Annotated in this window: 15 protein-coding genes and 1 pseudogene; 7 read left to right on the top strand and 9 right to left on the bottom strand. The window is 66.8% G+C overall.

Annotated features, from left to right (window positions below):
* Positions 1 to 3 precede the first annotated feature (3 nt).
* Together KXD98_RS14190 and KXD98_RS14195 are read right to left on the bottom strand one after the other, a co-directional pair.
* Positions 4 to 477 carry an SRPBCC family protein gene (locus KXD98_RS14190; protein ID WP_260765195.1) on the bottom strand — a complete coding sequence of 158 codons (474 nt, stop codon included), beginning with the start codon at positions 475 to 477 and terminating at the stop codon, positions 4 to 6.
* 8 nt (positions 478 to 485) lie between these two features.
* Positions 486 to 692 carry a hypothetical protein gene (locus tag KXD98_RS14195; RefSeq protein ID WP_260759035.1) on the bottom strand — a complete coding sequence of 69 codons (207 nt, stop codon included), beginning with the start codon at positions 690 to 692 and terminating at the stop codon, positions 486 to 488.
* 196 nt (positions 693 to 888) lie between these two features.
* On the opposite strand from KXD98_RS14195, the gene KXD98_RS14200 reads away from it, so the two are divergent.
* Complete coding sequence (locus KXD98_RS14200) at positions 889 to 1,773, top strand: cyclopropane mycolic acid synthase family methyltransferase (protein WP_260765196.1); 885 nt, start codon at positions 889 to 891, stop codon at positions 1,771 to 1,773.
* A 4-nt stretch (positions 1,774 to 1,777) separates the two neighbouring features.
* Here KXD98_RS14200 and speB read toward each other — a convergent pair whose 3' ends face one another.
* Entirely contained in the window at positions 1,778 to 2,785 is a 1,008-nt protein-coding gene (gene speB, locus KXD98_RS14205; RefSeq protein WP_260765197.1) for an agmatinase, read from the bottom strand.
* A gap of 79 nt (positions 2,786 to 2,864) precedes the next feature.
* Complete coding sequence (locus tag KXD98_RS14210; RefSeq protein ID WP_260759036.1) at positions 2,865 to 3,317, bottom strand: thioesterase family protein; 453 nt, start codon at positions 3,315 to 3,317, stop codon at positions 2,865 to 2,867.
* On the opposite strand from KXD98_RS14210, the gene KXD98_RS14215 reads away from it, so the two are divergent.
* Both KXD98_RS14215 and KXD98_RS14220 read left to right on the top strand, forming a co-directional pair.
* Positions 3,316 to 4,266, top strand: a complete 951-nt coding sequence (locus KXD98_RS14215; RefSeq protein WP_260759037.1) for a threonine/serine dehydratase — start codon at positions 3,316 to 3,318, stop codon at positions 4,264 to 4,266. The two genes, KXD98_RS14210 and KXD98_RS14215, sit on opposite strands and share 2 nt — an antisense overlap.
* Before the next feature lie 112 nt (positions 4,267 to 4,378).
* Complete coding sequence (locus KXD98_RS14220; protein ID WP_396881280.1) at positions 4,379 to 5,143, top strand: L,D-transpeptidase family protein; 765 nt, start codon at positions 4,379 to 4,381, stop codon at positions 5,141 to 5,143.
* Positions 5,144 to 5,152: 9 nt separating this feature from the next.
* Here the strand turns inward: KXD98_RS14220 and KXD98_RS14225 are convergent, their stop codons facing one another.
* Both KXD98_RS14225 and KXD98_RS14230 read right to left on the bottom strand, forming a co-directional pair.
* The gene (locus KXD98_RS14225) at positions 5,153 to 5,572 is read right to left on the bottom strand and encodes a lipoprotein LpqH (protein ID WP_260759038.1); all 420 of its coding nucleotides are present in this window, start codon (positions 5,570 to 5,572) and stop codon (positions 5,153 to 5,155) included.
* Between the two features lie 37 nt (positions 5,573 to 5,609).
* On the bottom strand, positions 5,610 to 6,392 hold the full coding sequence (locus tag KXD98_RS14230; protein WP_260759039.1) for an acyl-CoA thioesterase II: 783 nt from the start codon (positions 6,390 to 6,392) through the stop codon (positions 5,610 to 5,612).
* A gap of 123 nt (positions 6,393 to 6,515) precedes the next feature.
* Between KXD98_RS14230 and KXD98_RS14235 the strand changes: the two genes are divergently transcribed.
* A complete protein-coding gene (locus KXD98_RS14235) occupies positions 6,516 to 8,903 on the top strand; it encodes an Ig-like domain-containing protein (RefSeq protein ID WP_260759040.1) in 2,388 nt (795 codons plus the stop codon).
* A 160-nt stretch (positions 8,904 to 9,063) separates the two neighbouring features.
* Here the strand turns inward: KXD98_RS14235 and KXD98_RS14240 are convergent, their stop codons facing one another.
* Positions 9,064 to 9,843, bottom strand: coding sequence for a helix-turn-helix domain-containing protein (locus KXD98_RS14240; RefSeq protein ID WP_260759041.1), 780 nt, complete (start codon positions 9,841 to 9,843; stop codon positions 9,064 to 9,066).
* Between the two features lie 87 nt (positions 9,844 to 9,930).
* Here KXD98_RS14240 and KXD98_RS14245 point away from each other — a divergent pair, with 87 nt between their 5' ends.
* The gene (locus KXD98_RS14245; RefSeq protein WP_260759042.1) at positions 9,931 to 10,338 is read left to right on the top strand and encodes a hypothetical protein; all 408 of its coding nucleotides are present in this window, start codon (positions 9,931 to 9,933) and stop codon (positions 10,336 to 10,338) included.
* 388 nt (positions 10,339 to 10,726) lie between these two features.
* Here KXD98_RS14245 and KXD98_RS14250 read toward each other — a convergent pair.
* Positions 10,727 to 10,873: pseudogene (locus KXD98_RS14250) on the bottom strand (TetR/AcrR family transcriptional regulator); the annotation flags it as partial.
* Between the two features lie 56 nt (positions 10,874 to 10,929).
* On the opposite strand from KXD98_RS14250, the gene KXD98_RS14255 reads away from it, so the two are divergent.
* Positions 10,930 to 12,291 carry an NAD(P)/FAD-dependent oxidoreductase gene (locus tag KXD98_RS14255; RefSeq protein ID WP_260759043.1) on the top strand — a complete coding sequence of 454 codons (1,362 nt, stop codon included), beginning with the start codon at positions 10,930 to 10,932 and terminating at the stop codon, positions 12,289 to 12,291.
* Here the strand turns inward: KXD98_RS14255 and KXD98_RS14260 are convergent.
* Positions 12,222 to 13,511, bottom strand: coding sequence for a cytochrome P450 (locus tag KXD98_RS14260; RefSeq protein WP_260759044.1), 1,290 nt, complete (start codon positions 13,509 to 13,511; stop codon positions 12,222 to 12,224). The genes KXD98_RS14255 and KXD98_RS14260 overlap by 70 nt on opposite strands.
* Positions 13,512 to 13,607: 96 nt before the next feature.
* Here KXD98_RS14260 and KXD98_RS14265 point away from each other — a divergent pair, with 96 nt between their 5' ends.
* The gene (locus KXD98_RS14265; RefSeq protein ID WP_260759045.1) at positions 13,608 to 14,051 is read left to right on the top strand and encodes a hypothetical protein; all 444 of its coding nucleotides are present in this window, start codon (positions 13,608 to 13,610) and stop codon (positions 14,049 to 14,051) included.

Raw genomic sequence — 14,051 nt, forward strand, 5'->3', positions numbered from 1 at the left:
CAATCACGACTCGCCCGGACCCTCGACGACGGCTTTGATCCGTTCCAGGGTCGTGCGCATGTCACGCAGGTTGCGCCGCCGGCGCAGCTGCCCGCCCAACACGGCAAAGGCCGACATCAGCGGGCTGGGGCTGAGGTGGAACGACTCGGTCACGTCGGTGACCCCCGCCTGCCCGGCCGAGGGGCTCAGCAGGTAGTGCCAGTTGTTGACGGCGCGGTCACCGACGAGGACCTCGAAACCGAACTCGCGGCCCGGCGTGCACGCGGTGACCCGGCAGGTCGTCCAGTACACCGGCCCGATCTCGTTGCGACGGACGCGACCGCGAAACCGTGCCTCGAGGGTGGGCGCCGTGACACCGTCGAGCCACTCGGCCTCGATGACCTCCGGGGAGAACGTACCGGTGTTCTCCACGTTGGCGATCAGGGCCCAGATCCGGTCGGCGGGCGCGGCCATCGGCACGGTCACCGAGCCGCGCAGCGGGCTGCTCAGCGGTCGAAGTCAGCGTCGTCGACGGGCACGTCGATGGCCTGCTCCAGCAGATCGGCCTCATTGGCCTGCCAGTCGCGGTCAGCCGAGACCCGCTGCGCGTCGGAGAAGACCCCGTCGTCCTCGACGTCATCGACCGGGATGCTCTGTTCGACGACGTCAGCCTCGGCGGCGGCGTCGAACGCGCTGGGGTCTGGTCTGGTCATTGCTCCCTCTCACGGTTGACGTGCGCGGTAGACCTCCACGATAGGCCGCCGATCCACCCACCGACGACGGCGAGGGCCGCTGATTCTCTCGCCGTACCATCTCGGGTAGTGTGCAGAAACTGCGCAACGACAACACGGGTCCTCAAAACGGCGGGGCCGTCAATCGACCAGCATTCGATTCCAAAGGCTTGTGACTTTGCCAGAGACCAGCAATGGGGCACGCGATCTGACCCCGCACTTCGAAGACGTCCAGTCGCATTACGACCTGTCCGACGATTTCTACCGACTCTTCCTCGATCCGACGCAGACCTACAGCTGCGCCTACTTCGAGCGCGACGAGATGTCGCTGGAAGAGGCGCAGATCGCCAAGATCGACCTGTCGCTGGGCAAACTCGGTCTGCAGCCCGGGATGACGCTGCTCGACGTGGGCTGCGGCTGGGGCGCCACCATCCGGCGGGCGGTCGAGAAGTATGACGTCAACGTCGTCGGTCTCACGCTCAGCCGCAACCAGCAGGCACACGTCCAGCAGGTCCTCGACCAGCTGGACAGCCCGCGCTCCACGCGCGTCCTGCTGGCGGGTTGGGAGCAGTTCGACGAACCGGTCGACCGCATCGTCTCGATCGGAGCGTTCGAGCACTTCGGACGCGACCGTTACGACGATTTCTTCAAGCGGGCCTACGAGGTGCTGCCCTCCGACGGAGTGATGATGCTGCACACCATCGTCAAGCCGTCCGACGAGGAGTTCAAGGCGCGCGGCCTGCCCCTGACGATGACCAAGCTGAAGTTCTTCAAATTCATCATGGACGAGATCTTCCCCGGCGGGGATCTGCCCCAAGTGGTCGCCGTGGAGACGCACGCCCGCGCTGCCGGGTTCGAGGTGGCGCGCGTGCAGCCGCTGCGCCTGCACTACGCCCGCACCCTCGATCACTGGTCGACGGCGCTGGAGGCACGCAAGCACGAGGCGATCAGTATTCAGTCCGAAGAGGTCTACGACCGCTACATGAAGTACCTCACCGGCTGCGCCGACCTGTTCCGCGAGGGCTACACCGACGTCTGCCAGTTCACCCTGACCAAGGGCTGAACGCTCATCCCCGCCGACGGTAGGTGCGCGCCGGTTCTCCGGGCTCCGCGCCCGCCGCATCTCGGCGTCGGGCAGCCATTCCGGCCAACGCTTCGAACACCACCCGGTGAGCAGCGTTGACGGTCAGCTCCGCGTGGTCGTAGGCCGGCGCGACCTCGACGACGTCCACCCCGGCGACGTCGTGTTCGTAGCAGAGTTGGCGCACCATTCGTAGCAGGTCGGCACTGGTGATGCCGCCGGGTTCGGGAGTTCCGGTCCCGGGCGCGTGTGCGGGGTCGAGTACGTCGATATCCACCGATACGTAGAGCTTGTCGGCTTTGGCGAGCGCCTCGGCGACCGCATCGGCCATCACCGCCGGGAAACCGCGCTCCCAGATCTCCTGCATGGTGTGCCAGGTCATGCGCTGCTCGCGCATCCACTCGAAGGTGTCCTGGGGAGGCCAGTACCCGCGTAGGCCGACCTGCACGAAATGCGAGCCCGGAACCGCGCCGGACTCGATGAGCCGACGCATCGGTGTGCCGTGGCTGGCCAGATTGCCCTCGATCTCGTCGGCGGTGTCGGCATGGGCGTCGAAGTGCACGATGCCGACGTTGCCGTAACCGTGCACATCGGCGACGGCCGTCGCGGCGGGCCAGGTGATCGAGTGGTCTCCGCCGAGAATCACCGGCACGATTCCTCGACTGGCGACATCATGAACGCGCTGACGAATGTTGTTGTGCGACAGCTCAGTCTGGCCGTGCGGGCAGTACGCGTCGCCGAAATCGACCACTTCGAGCCATTCGAAGATCTCCAGTCCGAGATCCATGTGATACGTGCCGGGCTCGTAGGCGGTGGCCCGGATCGCGCGCGGGCCGAACCGCGCACCGGGGCGGTTGGTCGTGCCGATGTCGAACGGGGCGCCGACGATCGCCGCGTCCGGTTTCCAGGTCTGGAGCTGGTCGAGGTCGGTCAGGAACGGACGGTGGCCGAACGACGCCACTCCGGCGTAGGCCAGCTCAAGTTGCTCGGCCATACCGGGCGTGAGCTCCCTGCGGGGTCCGTGATCACCGCCCATGTCGATGACCGTACCGCTCGTCGGCTCACTCCAGTGCTCAACCGGGGTTCAGTGCCGCCCGCATCTGCTCAGGCACCGGTCGCTTGGCCCAGTCGGTCGTCGAGACCAGGACATAGACGTTGTGTCCGCGCACCGCGACCCGTTCGTCGGCAGCGCCGGTGCGGGCCAGCACGGTGAAACCGACGGTGAAACTGGTCGTCCCGACCCGGCTGCACTGTGCGATCACCCGCACCTCGTCGCGCCACCGTACCGGGGTGACGTAATCGATCTCGGCATGCACGACCTGAAAGTCCAGACCCAGGTCCATCAGTGCCGGATACGAGATGCCCAAGGCATCGAACAGCGCCGTGCAGGCCTCGTCGAACCAGGTCAGGTAGTGCCCGTTGAACACCACACCTTGTTGATCGATCTCGGCGTATCGAGGCACCACCGCCAGCGAGAACTCCGCCACCCGCAACACCCTAGTGCCGCCGGGCAGACTGGCAGCCATGCAGCTGGTGACCCTCGACGACGTCCGTGCCGCCGCGCGACGCATCCGGCCCCACGTGGTGCGGACCCCGCTGGTGCCCGCGCTGTGGGGTGACTCCGACCGCCCACTGTGGATCAAGCCGGAGAACCTGCAGCCGATCGGCGCGTTCAAGGTGCGCGGGGCGTTCAACGCGATCGCAGCCCTGCGGGTTCGCGATCCCGGCGTCCGGGATGTGGTCGCATATTCCAGCGGAAACCACGCCCAGGCGGTGGCCTACGCGGCCGCCACCTTCGGCCTGCGGGCGCACATCGTCATGCCGGAGGAAACGCCGGCGGTCAAGGTCGAGGCCACCCGCATGCACGGTGCGCGGGTGGTGCTGTGCGAGGCCGGCGGGCGCGAACGGGTGGCTGGCCAGGTCGCCGCGGACACCGGCGCGGAGATGATCCCGCCGTTCGACCACCCCCTGATCATCGCGGGGCAGGGCACGGTGGGTCTGGAGGTCGCCGAGGACCTGCCTGACGTCCGCAACGTGCTGGTGCCGGTCAGCGGCGGGGGATTGTGCTCGGGGGTCGGTGTCGCGATCCGTGCATTGTGCCCTCATGCCAGGGTCGTCGGAGTCGAACCCGAACTCGCGGCCGACACCACCGAGTCGATGCGCCTCGGTCACCGGGTGGACTGGCCGATTCACGACCGTAACCGCACGGTCGCCGACGGCCTGCGGTCGCAGCCGTCCGACCTCACCTTCACCCACCTGCAGACCGTCGTGGATGAGATGATCACGGTGTCCGAAGACGAGATACGCTCAGCAGTAAGGGAATTCGCACTGCGCGGTCGACTGGTCAGCGAGCCCAGCGGCGCGGTGGCGTTGGCTGCGTATCGACGCCGCGGCACCGCGACCGGATCGACGGTCGTGGTGTTGTCCGGCGGGAACATCGATCCGCAGCTGTTCGAGGCGATGCTGCGCGGGTGATGCCGCCCGCGACATCTGGACCCGCCGGTACTGGTCGCCGATCGTGAAACGTTTGCCGCCGGCGAGCCGATAAGTCACTGATAGCCCGATGGCCGACGCGTAGGATGGAAATGTGCTGAGACAACGTCTGCAGCAAATCACATTGATCTGCGGTGTACTGATTGCCGGCTTGGCGCTGGTGGTGCCGGCCGCGACCGCCACCGCCGGGCTCGCGCCGGGCAGCCGCGTCGTCGACGTGTCGCCGGGACCCGGCCAGACCGTGGGCGTGGCCCATCCGGTCACCGTCGCATTCAGCGGCGCGGTGGCGAACCGGGCGGCCGCCGAACGGTCGATCGTGGTCCAACCCGCCGGCGCCCCCGGACCGGTGGCGGGGACATTCCAGTGGCTCGATGCCCGCACCGCCCAGTGGACACCGACGGACTTCTTTCCCGCCCACTCCCGCATCGATGTCGGCATCGGCGGGTTCTCCACCAGCTTCCAGACCGGCGCCTCGGTCGTCAGCGTGGCCGACGTGAGCGCGTACACGTTCACGGTGAGCATTGACGGCGTGGTTGCCCGCCAGATGCCGGCGTCGATGGGGAAGGCGAAGTTCCCCACGCCACTCGGTCGGTTCACCGCGCTGTCCAAAGAGCGCAACGTCACCTTCGATTCCCGCACCATCGGCATCCCGCTCGATGATCCCGAGGGCTACCTGATCAAGGGGGAGTACGGGGTCCGGGTGACGTGGGGCGGGGTGTACGTGCACTCAGCGCCTTGGTCGGTGGGGTCACAGGGCTACGCCAACGTCAGCCACGGCTGCATCAACCTCAGCCCCGACAACGCCGCCTGGTACTTCGACACCGTCAGCGTCGGTGACCCGATCATCGTCCAGGCCTGAGGCTCGTCCTCAGCAGTCGGCCTGAATTCGGAACCGAGCGCTGACCGCTTCGCTGGGCTTGTCGGTGAAGTTGCCGTCGGCGGTCCCGGTGATCGTGTAGCTCCCGTTGGCGCCCGTCGCCTCGGCCTCGCCGACGTTGTCGACCCAGAATGACCCGGTGAACCCGCCGAAGTCACGGAACTGGACCGACTTCGCGGTGACCGGTCCACCGGTCTCCAGAATTGCCGAAAAACCCTGATTCTCGTCGGGTGTCTCGATGTACCACGCCCACCCGGCCTGGTGACAACGCACCGGGTGCGACCCATTGATCTGGTCACCGTCGATCGAGACGGTGGCGGTGGTCCCGCCCAGCGCCGGGTCCGGTGCCGAGCATCCCGCCAGGCACAGGGCGATTCCGGCGGCAGCAGCCAGGAGGTTTCGGGTCCTCATGGACCCTGACTCTATTCGGTCGATCGCCCACAACACGTCAGATCCGCCATAGCGACTCCTGCGTCACGCTGGCCACCAGCGTCGTGTCCTCGGCGGTGATCGACCCCCGCGCCAGGCCGCGGGAGTCGCTGTGGCTGATTGCCTCGGCTTGGTAGAGGTGCCACTTGTTCAGGTCGATCGGTCGGTGGAACCACACCGCGTGGTCGAGACTGGCAGCACCACCCGGTCCCGGCCGCTGAGCCTCGCCCGGCGGCCGGGCCGTGGCCACCAATCCCACATCGGAGATGAACGTCAGTGCGCAGGCCTGCAGCAGTGGGTCGTCTTCGACCTGCCGGCGGCTGCGCAACCACATCGGCTGGAGGGGCCAGTCATCGGCTCCGGGGCCGTCACTGCGCATGTCGAAGTGGTCAGCCCATCGCTCCGGCAGCGCAGTGACCGGGGTGGCGTCCGACCAGGTGACGCTGGGCTGTGCCGGGCGCTGCCAGTCCGTACTGGGTTCGGGCCGGTGAAACGAGGCCAGCATCTCGAAGATGGGGACACCGTCCTGGCTCGCCGTCACCCGCCGGGTGTTGAACGACCTGCCGTCGCGAGTGCACTCCACCACGTACTCGACATCGACACCGACGCGGCCACCCTTGATGAAATACGCGTGCAACGACTGGGGCGGCCGGGTGGGGTCGATGGTCCGACCGGCCGCCGCGAGTGCCTGCGCTGCTATCAACCCACCGAAGAGCCGACCGCCCGCGCCGAAAGCCGCTGCGGTACGGAAGGTCTGGCCGTATCCGTCCAGACGTACCAGGTCGGCGATCCAGCTGGGCATGGTCCTCCGTCGTTGGCGGGTGGGTGCAGTCGCCACATCGTAGAGGGTTTGCCCTGGTTTGCTGATTCGCGCCTGTCCGGCTAACCCGAGGGCTACTGTCGTGCTCAAGTGGGAGGGGATCCCGTGTCAGCACAGCAACACTGCGGGTGGGTCGTCGGTATGTCGCTGACGGCAGGGATCGGTGCCGCCGTGCTGCTCGGTGGAGCGGGCACGGCTGCTGCGGACGCCTCGTCGGAGAGCAGGTCCTCGGAAAACAGGTCGTCGGAGAGCAGGTCCTCGGAAAACAGGAACGCCGCCGTCGAACGACCGCGGCGCCATCACGACCGCAACCGCGCGGACCGTGCCGTCGACCGTCACGCGCTCTCGTCGACACGCACTCCGGCCGCCGACACCACCGTCGAGGCAGAACGCGAGGTGCGCAAGATCGACGACACGGCTGACCAGCAGGTCGGTGTCGCGCCCGCCGACGAGACAGACGGTCGCGAACCCGCTCCGCTGGACGCCGTCGCCACCACGGCACTGGGTTCCTCGGCAACCCGCAGGCTTGCCGAACCGGAGAGCGAACCCGCACCGAACTCCGCTCCGACGCTGACGACCCACGTGGGTACACCCGACGCGCTGACCGGTGTCACCAGTATCACCGCCATCGGTGTCGATCCGGATCTCGATGAGCTGAGCTACACCGCGGGCCGAGCGAGATTCGGCCTGGTCACCGGCGACGGAAGCGGTCAGTTCAGCTACACACCGTCCGACTTCTCGCGACTGCTGGCCCGACTGATGCCGTTCATCCGATCCGACCGCTTCACCGTGACGGTCAGCGACGGTCGCGGTGGGGTGACGTCATCGGTCGTCACCACCGCGATCATTCCCGTCAACGCCGCGCCGCGAGCCCGTCCGAGCACGATCGATGCACCCAAAGCCCATACCGGGATCGTCACCGGGCGGGCCAACGCCATCGACCCCAACCGGGACCGGCTGACCTTTCTTGCCTCCACGATCGACACCGGTCAGGGCACCGTCGTGGTCCGCAGCGACGGCAGATTCACCTACACTCCGACGGCCGAAGCCCGTCACGGCGCCGCCGCCACGACCGCGTCGCTGCTCGATCGGACCGTCACGTTCCGGGTGAGCGTCACCGACGTCTTCGGAGCGATCACCGAGATCCCGGTCACGGTGCCGATCAGTCCGTCCAACACCGCGCCGACCGGAACCGTCCTGGTCGACGACCCGGACGCGACCACCGGGTTGGTGACCGGACGGGTCTTGGGCAGCGATGCCGACGGTGACAGCTTGACGTTCAGCGGTCCGACCGGCACCGCCCGGGGTACCGTCGCCGTCGACGCCGACGGCGCCTTCACCTACTCGCCCAGCGAGTTCGCCCGGCTGCTCGCGGCATCGGTGTACTCCACCCCGGCGTTGCGATCCGACACCTTCGAAGTCACGATTTCCGACGGGCACGGCGGGGCCACCATCGTCACCGTCAACGTCGCGATCAGCCCAGACACCCAGTCTCCGGCCACGGTGCCGCTGTCCACCTTCTGTGGGTGCACGATGATGCCCGTCGACAGCATCTATCACGCCGACATTCGTGGACTGGCCGCCCTCGCCGAATCGGCCGGCTGGATCGAATTGCTCGGCGGCGGTAGGGGAGCGACGATGCACGCCGGCTGGGGCGGCTCGGAGTGGATGGGCAGCACGGGCGGTATACCGGTCAACGTCGTGGGCCCCGACCATCCAACCGAGATGGTGATCTTCAACCGCGGTTACTCGACTTCGGGGCCGGGAATCGACAACCGCCCGTATGCAATCCCGGACCGTCCCCTAGTGGAGGGTATGCCTTCCTATCCGGCCTGGGACCGCCACTTGTTCGTGTTCCAGGAGGGAACCTGCATCTCGCAGGAGTTGATCAACGTCGCCAACGGTGTCGAACTGCCCGGGGCCGGGATTCTCGATATCTTGGGTAACGCTGTCTACCGGGCAATCTGGGGATCGACGTGGATAGCCCAGGGCGGTGTGCAGTACGACATGAACTCGGCTCTTTACCCCGCGATCGGCTTCGCCAACGCGTCGCGGCTGCCGCAGGTGCCGTTGCTGGTGCGCCCTGATGAGATCGAACGGGGCTACATCGATCACATGTTGGGGATCGTGATCCCGAAAAACCTTGGTGCAGGCTATGTGTGGCCGGCACGCGCGGGGGATGGCAGCGGCGCCGACGGAGTTCCGATGGGAATGGTGTTCCGGTTGCGTGAAGATATCGACCTCAGCGGATACACCGCTTCGACCCAGGCGGTGCTGCGGGCCCTTCAGGTGCACGGAGCCGTGGTCTTCGACTCGGGCGCCTCGGGCGGAGACGGGATCAAACTCGCGGGGATGAGCAATGGGTGGGAGGGCACCGACCTGCGGCAGATGCAGCGCGAACTGAGTTCCATCCCGGTGCAGTGGTTCGAAGCTGTCGACGTGGTCGGCCTGGCCGCCGATCCCACCGTCGGCTGGTACGTCACCACCGTCTAGTTGGGTGAGGTCAGGACGTTGGCGACAGTCGCGTGGGCCCCTCTCGGTGTGATCATTGATCAGCCCCATGGCCTGCATAAGCGCGAACGTGGTTGCCCTAGAAGGCACAAGGTCGATCTGGAAATGCGGTGTCAACAGCCCCCTGACCCGCAATATCTCGTCATCCCAGATAGGCCGCGGTGGCCGCATCTGCGGGCAGGAACGCTTCGATACTCAGTTCGGCGGCGGTGAGGTCCAGTGCGGTGCCGAAAGTCGTCACCATGCTCAGGAAGCTGAGCCGGCGCCCGTCAAGAGTGTCCACCTCCAACGGCACGGCGACCTCGCCGACGCGGTGACCATCGTCGAATCCACCCGGGTAGGACCGCAGTTCATCGAGCAACGCGCACAGCTCTGCAGGTCCACCGCCTGCGGCAATTTCCCGCTGTAACCGTGCCAACAGGTGGGCGCGCCACTGGGCGAGGTTGCGGATGCGCGGCGCGAGCCCCTGCGGGTGCAAGGCGATCCGCAGCGCGTTGGGCTCGTCGAGCAGAACGGGCGCGACCCCCTCGAGCAGCATGCCAGCACCTGGGTTGGCGAGCTGGATCATCCAGCAGCGGTCCACTGCGATACACGGAAAGGGCTGGTAGGCATCGAGTACGCGCTGCACCCCGGCGCGCACCACGGCCATGTCCGGTTCGTCAAGCGATCGTTGCGCGAATTCCGGCGCCAGCCCCGCCGCGGCGAGCAGGCGGTTCTGTTCGCGGGGTGGGATGTCGAGCGCCTCGGCGAGTCGCAGCACCATCGCCCGACTGGGCGTCGAGCGGCCGGTCTCGACGAAGCTGACGTGCCGCGACGAGACGTCAGCGTCGATTGCGAGGTCGAGTTGGCTCATTCGACGGTGCCGGCGCCAGCGGCGCAACAACTCACCGAAGGAGTCGGCGCACTCGGTTGCTACGGCCATAACTGCAAGTGTGGTGGGTATGACGTCGCCAGACCATTACCTCTGAGGTAATTGCCTCGCCTACCGGCGCATCGGCACCGTATAGGTATGTCTGAGAGAAGCAGTCCGACCAATGCCGCGATCCCGCGCTGGTTGCGGGCGGTACTGGTCTGCGATCGAACCGGGTCGGCGTGGTACATCGGGGCCGGCTTCTTCTTCGCCCCGATCCTGATCCTGGTGTCGCCGTGGCCGGAGCTGACCGCCGTGCTGTGGGTCGTCATCGCAGTGGCCGGCCTATGGCTCGGCCTGCTCGGGGTGGCAATGGCCACCGGCCTGGCGATCGTGCTGCGCGCGAACGCCGAGATCCCGGAGGACTACTGGCGCACGGTCATCGACTATCCACAGACCACACCGCGAGCAGCTGCTGATGGAGCGTGTCAGCCATCCATTTCTCGAACCGTCGCGCCGACCAGCCGTGCGCCCCGACGAGATGTCGGTGTATCACCGGGTCACTGAATAGGCACGCCAGATCGGTTGCGGCGGAAGTGCTCAATCCTTCGCGCAGTACTCCTCGCACGCGGACGGCATCGACGACTGCCCGGGCACCGTCCCGACGTTGCGCGTGCAGCTTCTCCAGCAACGCGCGTGCACTTTCATCTGTGGTGGCCGCAGTTTCCAGCGCAGCGAAGAGTCCGCCGACGCGTTCGTCGATGGACCTGATCAGACGCGCCCATCCCTGCAGCAGGTCTCGGGCGTCGTCAAGGGCCATCAACGCGATCATTTCGGGCCGTTGGGCCAACGGCACCGGTTCGTCGTCACCCGCGATGGCCCAGTCCACCGCTGAGGACAGCAGCTCGGCCTTTCCGCCGAATGCCGTGAAAACTGTCTTGCGGCTGACGCCGGCGGCTGCGGCGATCGCGTCCACCGAAGTCCCCGCGTAGCCGGTCGTGACGAACGAGTCGACCGCGGCGGCAACAATTCTGCGCCTTGTCCGCTCTGCCTGTTCGTCCCGCACAGGCGAACGGTACGTGCGCTTGACATTCTCAGGCATTTCGGGTGACCCTTGGTGTATTCATATCACCGAATGATACTCGAAATGAGCTCGCAATGCGCATCATCGTCGTCGGCGCCGGCCCCACCGGGCTATTCACTGCTGTCGCCCTGGCTCGCCGGGGACATCACGTGCTGGTTCTGGACCGCGACAACGGTCCCAGTTCGCTGGGGCACTGGCCACGCAGATCGGTCATGCAGTTCGAGCACGCACACACATTCCGGGGACCCGTCGTCGATGCGCTGACTTCGGAGATCCCAGATGCCTTGCGGGATATGCGACACGCGGGCGCAGACATCGTTGTGGCTGCCGACGGGGAGCCGTTGGCGTTGCGGATCCGACGGATGACTTTCGAGCGGGTTCTGCGCGACATTGCGGCACGGCAGGCAGATCTGACGCTTCTGCCCGGACATAACGTCAAAGCGCTGATGCACGCTGGCGGCCGCGTCGTGGGCGTCCAGACGCGGACCGAGCGACTGACGGCTGACCTGGTGGTCGATGCCTCTGGACGGTCCGGACGGGTAACCCGCCACCTGCTCGGGCCCGGGGAAGGGGGACCGTGCGCAGCGATGTATGTCACCCGGCAGTTCCGACTCAAGACCGGGTCCGGACCCATGAACTCGCCCGTCGGCCTGTCATTGAGCCTGGAGGGATACTTCGCGGTTGCCTTCGTCCACGAGGACCGCCACTTCTCGATCACGCTCACCCACGGAGGCACTGATCGCCGTCTGCAACTGCTGCGCGAACCAGCCGTCTTCGAGGTGGCTGTGCGTGCCATCCCGGCGCTGAGCGTGTGGGCCGAGCCCGGCCGGGCCGAACCCGTGTCCGCGGTGCTCCCCGGTGGAAGGCTCTACAACACCTACCGCTCACAAGTCGCGGCCGACGGCCGCCCCTGCGCACCCGGGCTCATCGCGGTCGGCGATTCCGTGTGCACCACAACACCCCTCGCCGGCCGAGGGGTCACGCTGGCTTTCCTGCAGGCACGTGCGCTGGTGGACATATTGGTCGAGCACCACTACGACATCGACACGGCCGCCATCGATTTCGATCGTTGGTGCCGCACCCACGTGCGCCCCTGGTTCACCGACCACGTACGCACCGACAACGACCGGATTCGTCGGTGGGCCGGCGGCGACGTCCACCTTGACCGACCTCTGCCGTCAGACCTGGTGGTCGCGGCAGCTGCGGTAGATCCAGTCCTGCGGCCTGCAGTCAGCGCCTACGAACGTATGTCGGCTCTGCCGTCGAGTCTCGACGCGGTGCAGGAACGAGCCCGGTCTGTCTATGCCACGGGTTGGCGCCCACCGTCGGCCTCGGGGCCCACCGCCGCGGAATTGGCCGTGCTGTGTCAGACCGTCGGGGGATCGGAGCTACCCGCAGCCTGGTGCGCCACCGGACAGGAGCGCTGCCCTGCATAGTCGACCGGCCAGTGCTTGATGCCGTTGAGCCACCCCGACCGCAGCCGGTCCGGGGGACCGAGGGCGGTGAGGTCGGGAAGGTGATCGGCGATCGCGTTGAACATCAACTCGATGGTCATCCGGGCCAGGTTCGCGCCGATGCAGTAATGCGCACCGGTGCCGCCGAAGCCAACGTGCGGGTTCGGATCACGCAGAATATTGAAGGCGTGCGGGTCGTCGAAGACCTCTTCGTCGAAGTTGGCCGATCGATACGACATCACCACGCGCTGGCCCTTCTTGATGAGCACACCGGAAAGCTCGTAGTCCTGCAGCGCAGTGCGCTGGAATGACGTCACCGGGGTGGCCCAGCGCACGATCTCGTCGACGGCGGTCAACGGCCGCTCGCGCTTGAACAGCTCCCACTGATCGGGGTGCTCGGTGAACGCGACCATCCCGTGGGTGATCGAGTTCCGGGTGGTTTCGTTGCCGGCCACCGCCAGCAGCACCATGAAGAACCCGAACTCGTCGTCGGAGAGTTTGTGGCCCTCGACGTCGGCTTCGATCAGCGTGGTGACGATGTCTTCGCCGGGTTGTTCGGCCCGACGCGCGGCCAGCTCCATCGCGTACATGATGAGCTCGGTCGCCGCGTTCCTGTTGTCGTAGTGGGCATACTCCGGGTCGTCGTCACTGACCATCTGATTCGACCAGTCGAAGAGCTTCTTGCGGTCTTCCAGCGGCACCCCGAGCAGACCGGCGATGGCCTGCAGCGGCAGTTCGCACGACACCTGCTCGACGAAATCGCCGGACCCGCTGGCCGCTGCGGCCCGAGCGATCTCCTGGGCCCGCCGGTCCAGGTCGGCACGCAGTCGTTCCACGGCGCGTGGAGTGAATCCGCGCGAGATGATCTTGCGCAGATGGGTGTGATGCGGTGCATCCATGTTGAGCAGGACGTACTTGCCGGTTTCGATCTGCTCACCCGTCGAACCCTCGGGATAGCGCGGCAACGCCGTCTTCTCCAGACTGGAGAAGACGTCGCTGCGTTTCGAGATCTCTTTGACATCGCGGTGTTTGGTGACCAACCAGAATCCGCCGTCGTCGAAACCACCGATGCCGTCCGGCTGCTCGTTCCACCAGATCGGAGCGTGGCGGCGCAGGTGGGCCAGTTCCTCGACCGGCAGTCGCTCACGATTGAGATCAGGGTCGGTGAAATCGAAACCGGGCTGGAAGGTGGGAGTCGCCATACTGGCTCCTAACCGTCAGAGGGCCTATCGCATTGCTACACCACCAGCGGGCCCGGTGTAACGAAATCGCCGTGCGTGGGGAAGCACAGAGTGACAATGGACGGCGACCCGGAGGGGGCCTCGGTGAAGTTGCGACGCGATGCGATGACCGTTGGTGTGGCAGGAGCGGCGATGTGGGCCGGGCTGCTGACCTGTGCGCCGCTGGCCACGGCCGAGCCGCTGCCGCCCGCCCCGCCCGTTGCGCCGGCGCCCGAGCAGCCGGTGGTCACCAGTTCGGCTCAGCCCGCCACCGAAGGCGTCCCGCATCTGGCCAGCCCGCACAACCTGCCGCCCGGCACCAGCACCACACCGGTGTCGCAGTCGCGGCTGGACTACCTACGCGACCTCTGGCATGCCATGCAAACCCAGGAAGTCAGTGGCAGCAATGCGCTGCTGCTGCTCACGCAGCGCCCGCTGAGTTCCGGGCCCCCGGCGGCGCAGCCGGTCCCGGCGCCGCCGCCGGCCCTGCCCCCACTACCGCCGCCGGCGCCGACGCCGTAG

Origin of the sequence: Mycobacterium sp. SMC-4 (genome assembly GCF_025263265.1) — a bacterium.
In the GTDB taxonomy this organism is placed as follows: domain Bacteria; phylum Actinomycetota; class Actinomycetes; order Mycobacteriales; family Mycobacteriaceae; genus Mycobacterium.

What these genes read in the sequence shown, in the direction of transcription:
- KXD98_RS14195 (WP_260759035.1), bottom strand. Translation starts at nt 692, where the DNA reads ATGACCAGACCAGACCCCAGCGCGTTCGACGCCGCCGCCGAGGCTGAC.
- speB (WP_260765197.1), bottom strand. Translation starts at nt 2,785, where the DNA reads ATGGCCGAGCAACTTGAGCTGGCCTACGCCGGAGTGGCGTCGTTCGGC.
- KXD98_RS14215 (WP_260759037.1), top strand. Translation starts at nt 3,316, where the DNA reads ATGCAGCTGGTGACCCTCGACGACGTCCGTGCCGCCGCGCGACGCATC.
- KXD98_RS14210 (WP_260759036.1), bottom strand. Translation starts at nt 3,317, where the DNA reads ATGGCTGCCAGTCTGCCCGGCGGCACTAGGGTGTTGCGGGTGGCGGAG.
- KXD98_RS14225 (WP_260759038.1), bottom strand. Translation starts at nt 5,572, where the DNA reads ATGAGGACCCGAAACCTCCTGGCTGCTGCCGCCGGAATCGCCCTGTGC.
- KXD98_RS14230 (WP_260759039.1), bottom strand. Translation starts at nt 6,392, where the DNA reads ATGCCCAGCTGGATCGCCGACCTGGTACGTCTGGACGGATACGGCCAG.
- KXD98_RS14240 (WP_260759041.1), bottom strand. Translation starts at nt 9,843, where the DNA reads ATGGCCGTAGCAACCGAGTGCGCCGACTCCTTCGGTGAGTTGTTGCGC.
- KXD98_RS14245 (WP_260759042.1), top strand. Translation starts at nt 9,931, where the DNA reads ATGTCTGAGAGAAGCAGTCCGACCAATGCCGCGATCCCGCGCTGGTTG.
- KXD98_RS14255 (WP_260759043.1), top strand. Translation starts at nt 10,930, where the DNA reads ATGCGCATCATCGTCGTCGGCGCCGGCCCCACCGGGCTATTCACTGCT.
- KXD98_RS14260 (WP_260759044.1), bottom strand. Translation starts at nt 13,511, where the DNA reads ATGGCGACTCCCACCTTCCAGCCCGGTTTCGATTTCACCGACCCTGAT.
- KXD98_RS14265 (WP_260759045.1), top strand. Translation starts at nt 13,608, where the DNA reads ATGGACGGCGACCCGGAGGGGGCCTCGGTGAAGTTGCGACGCGATGCG.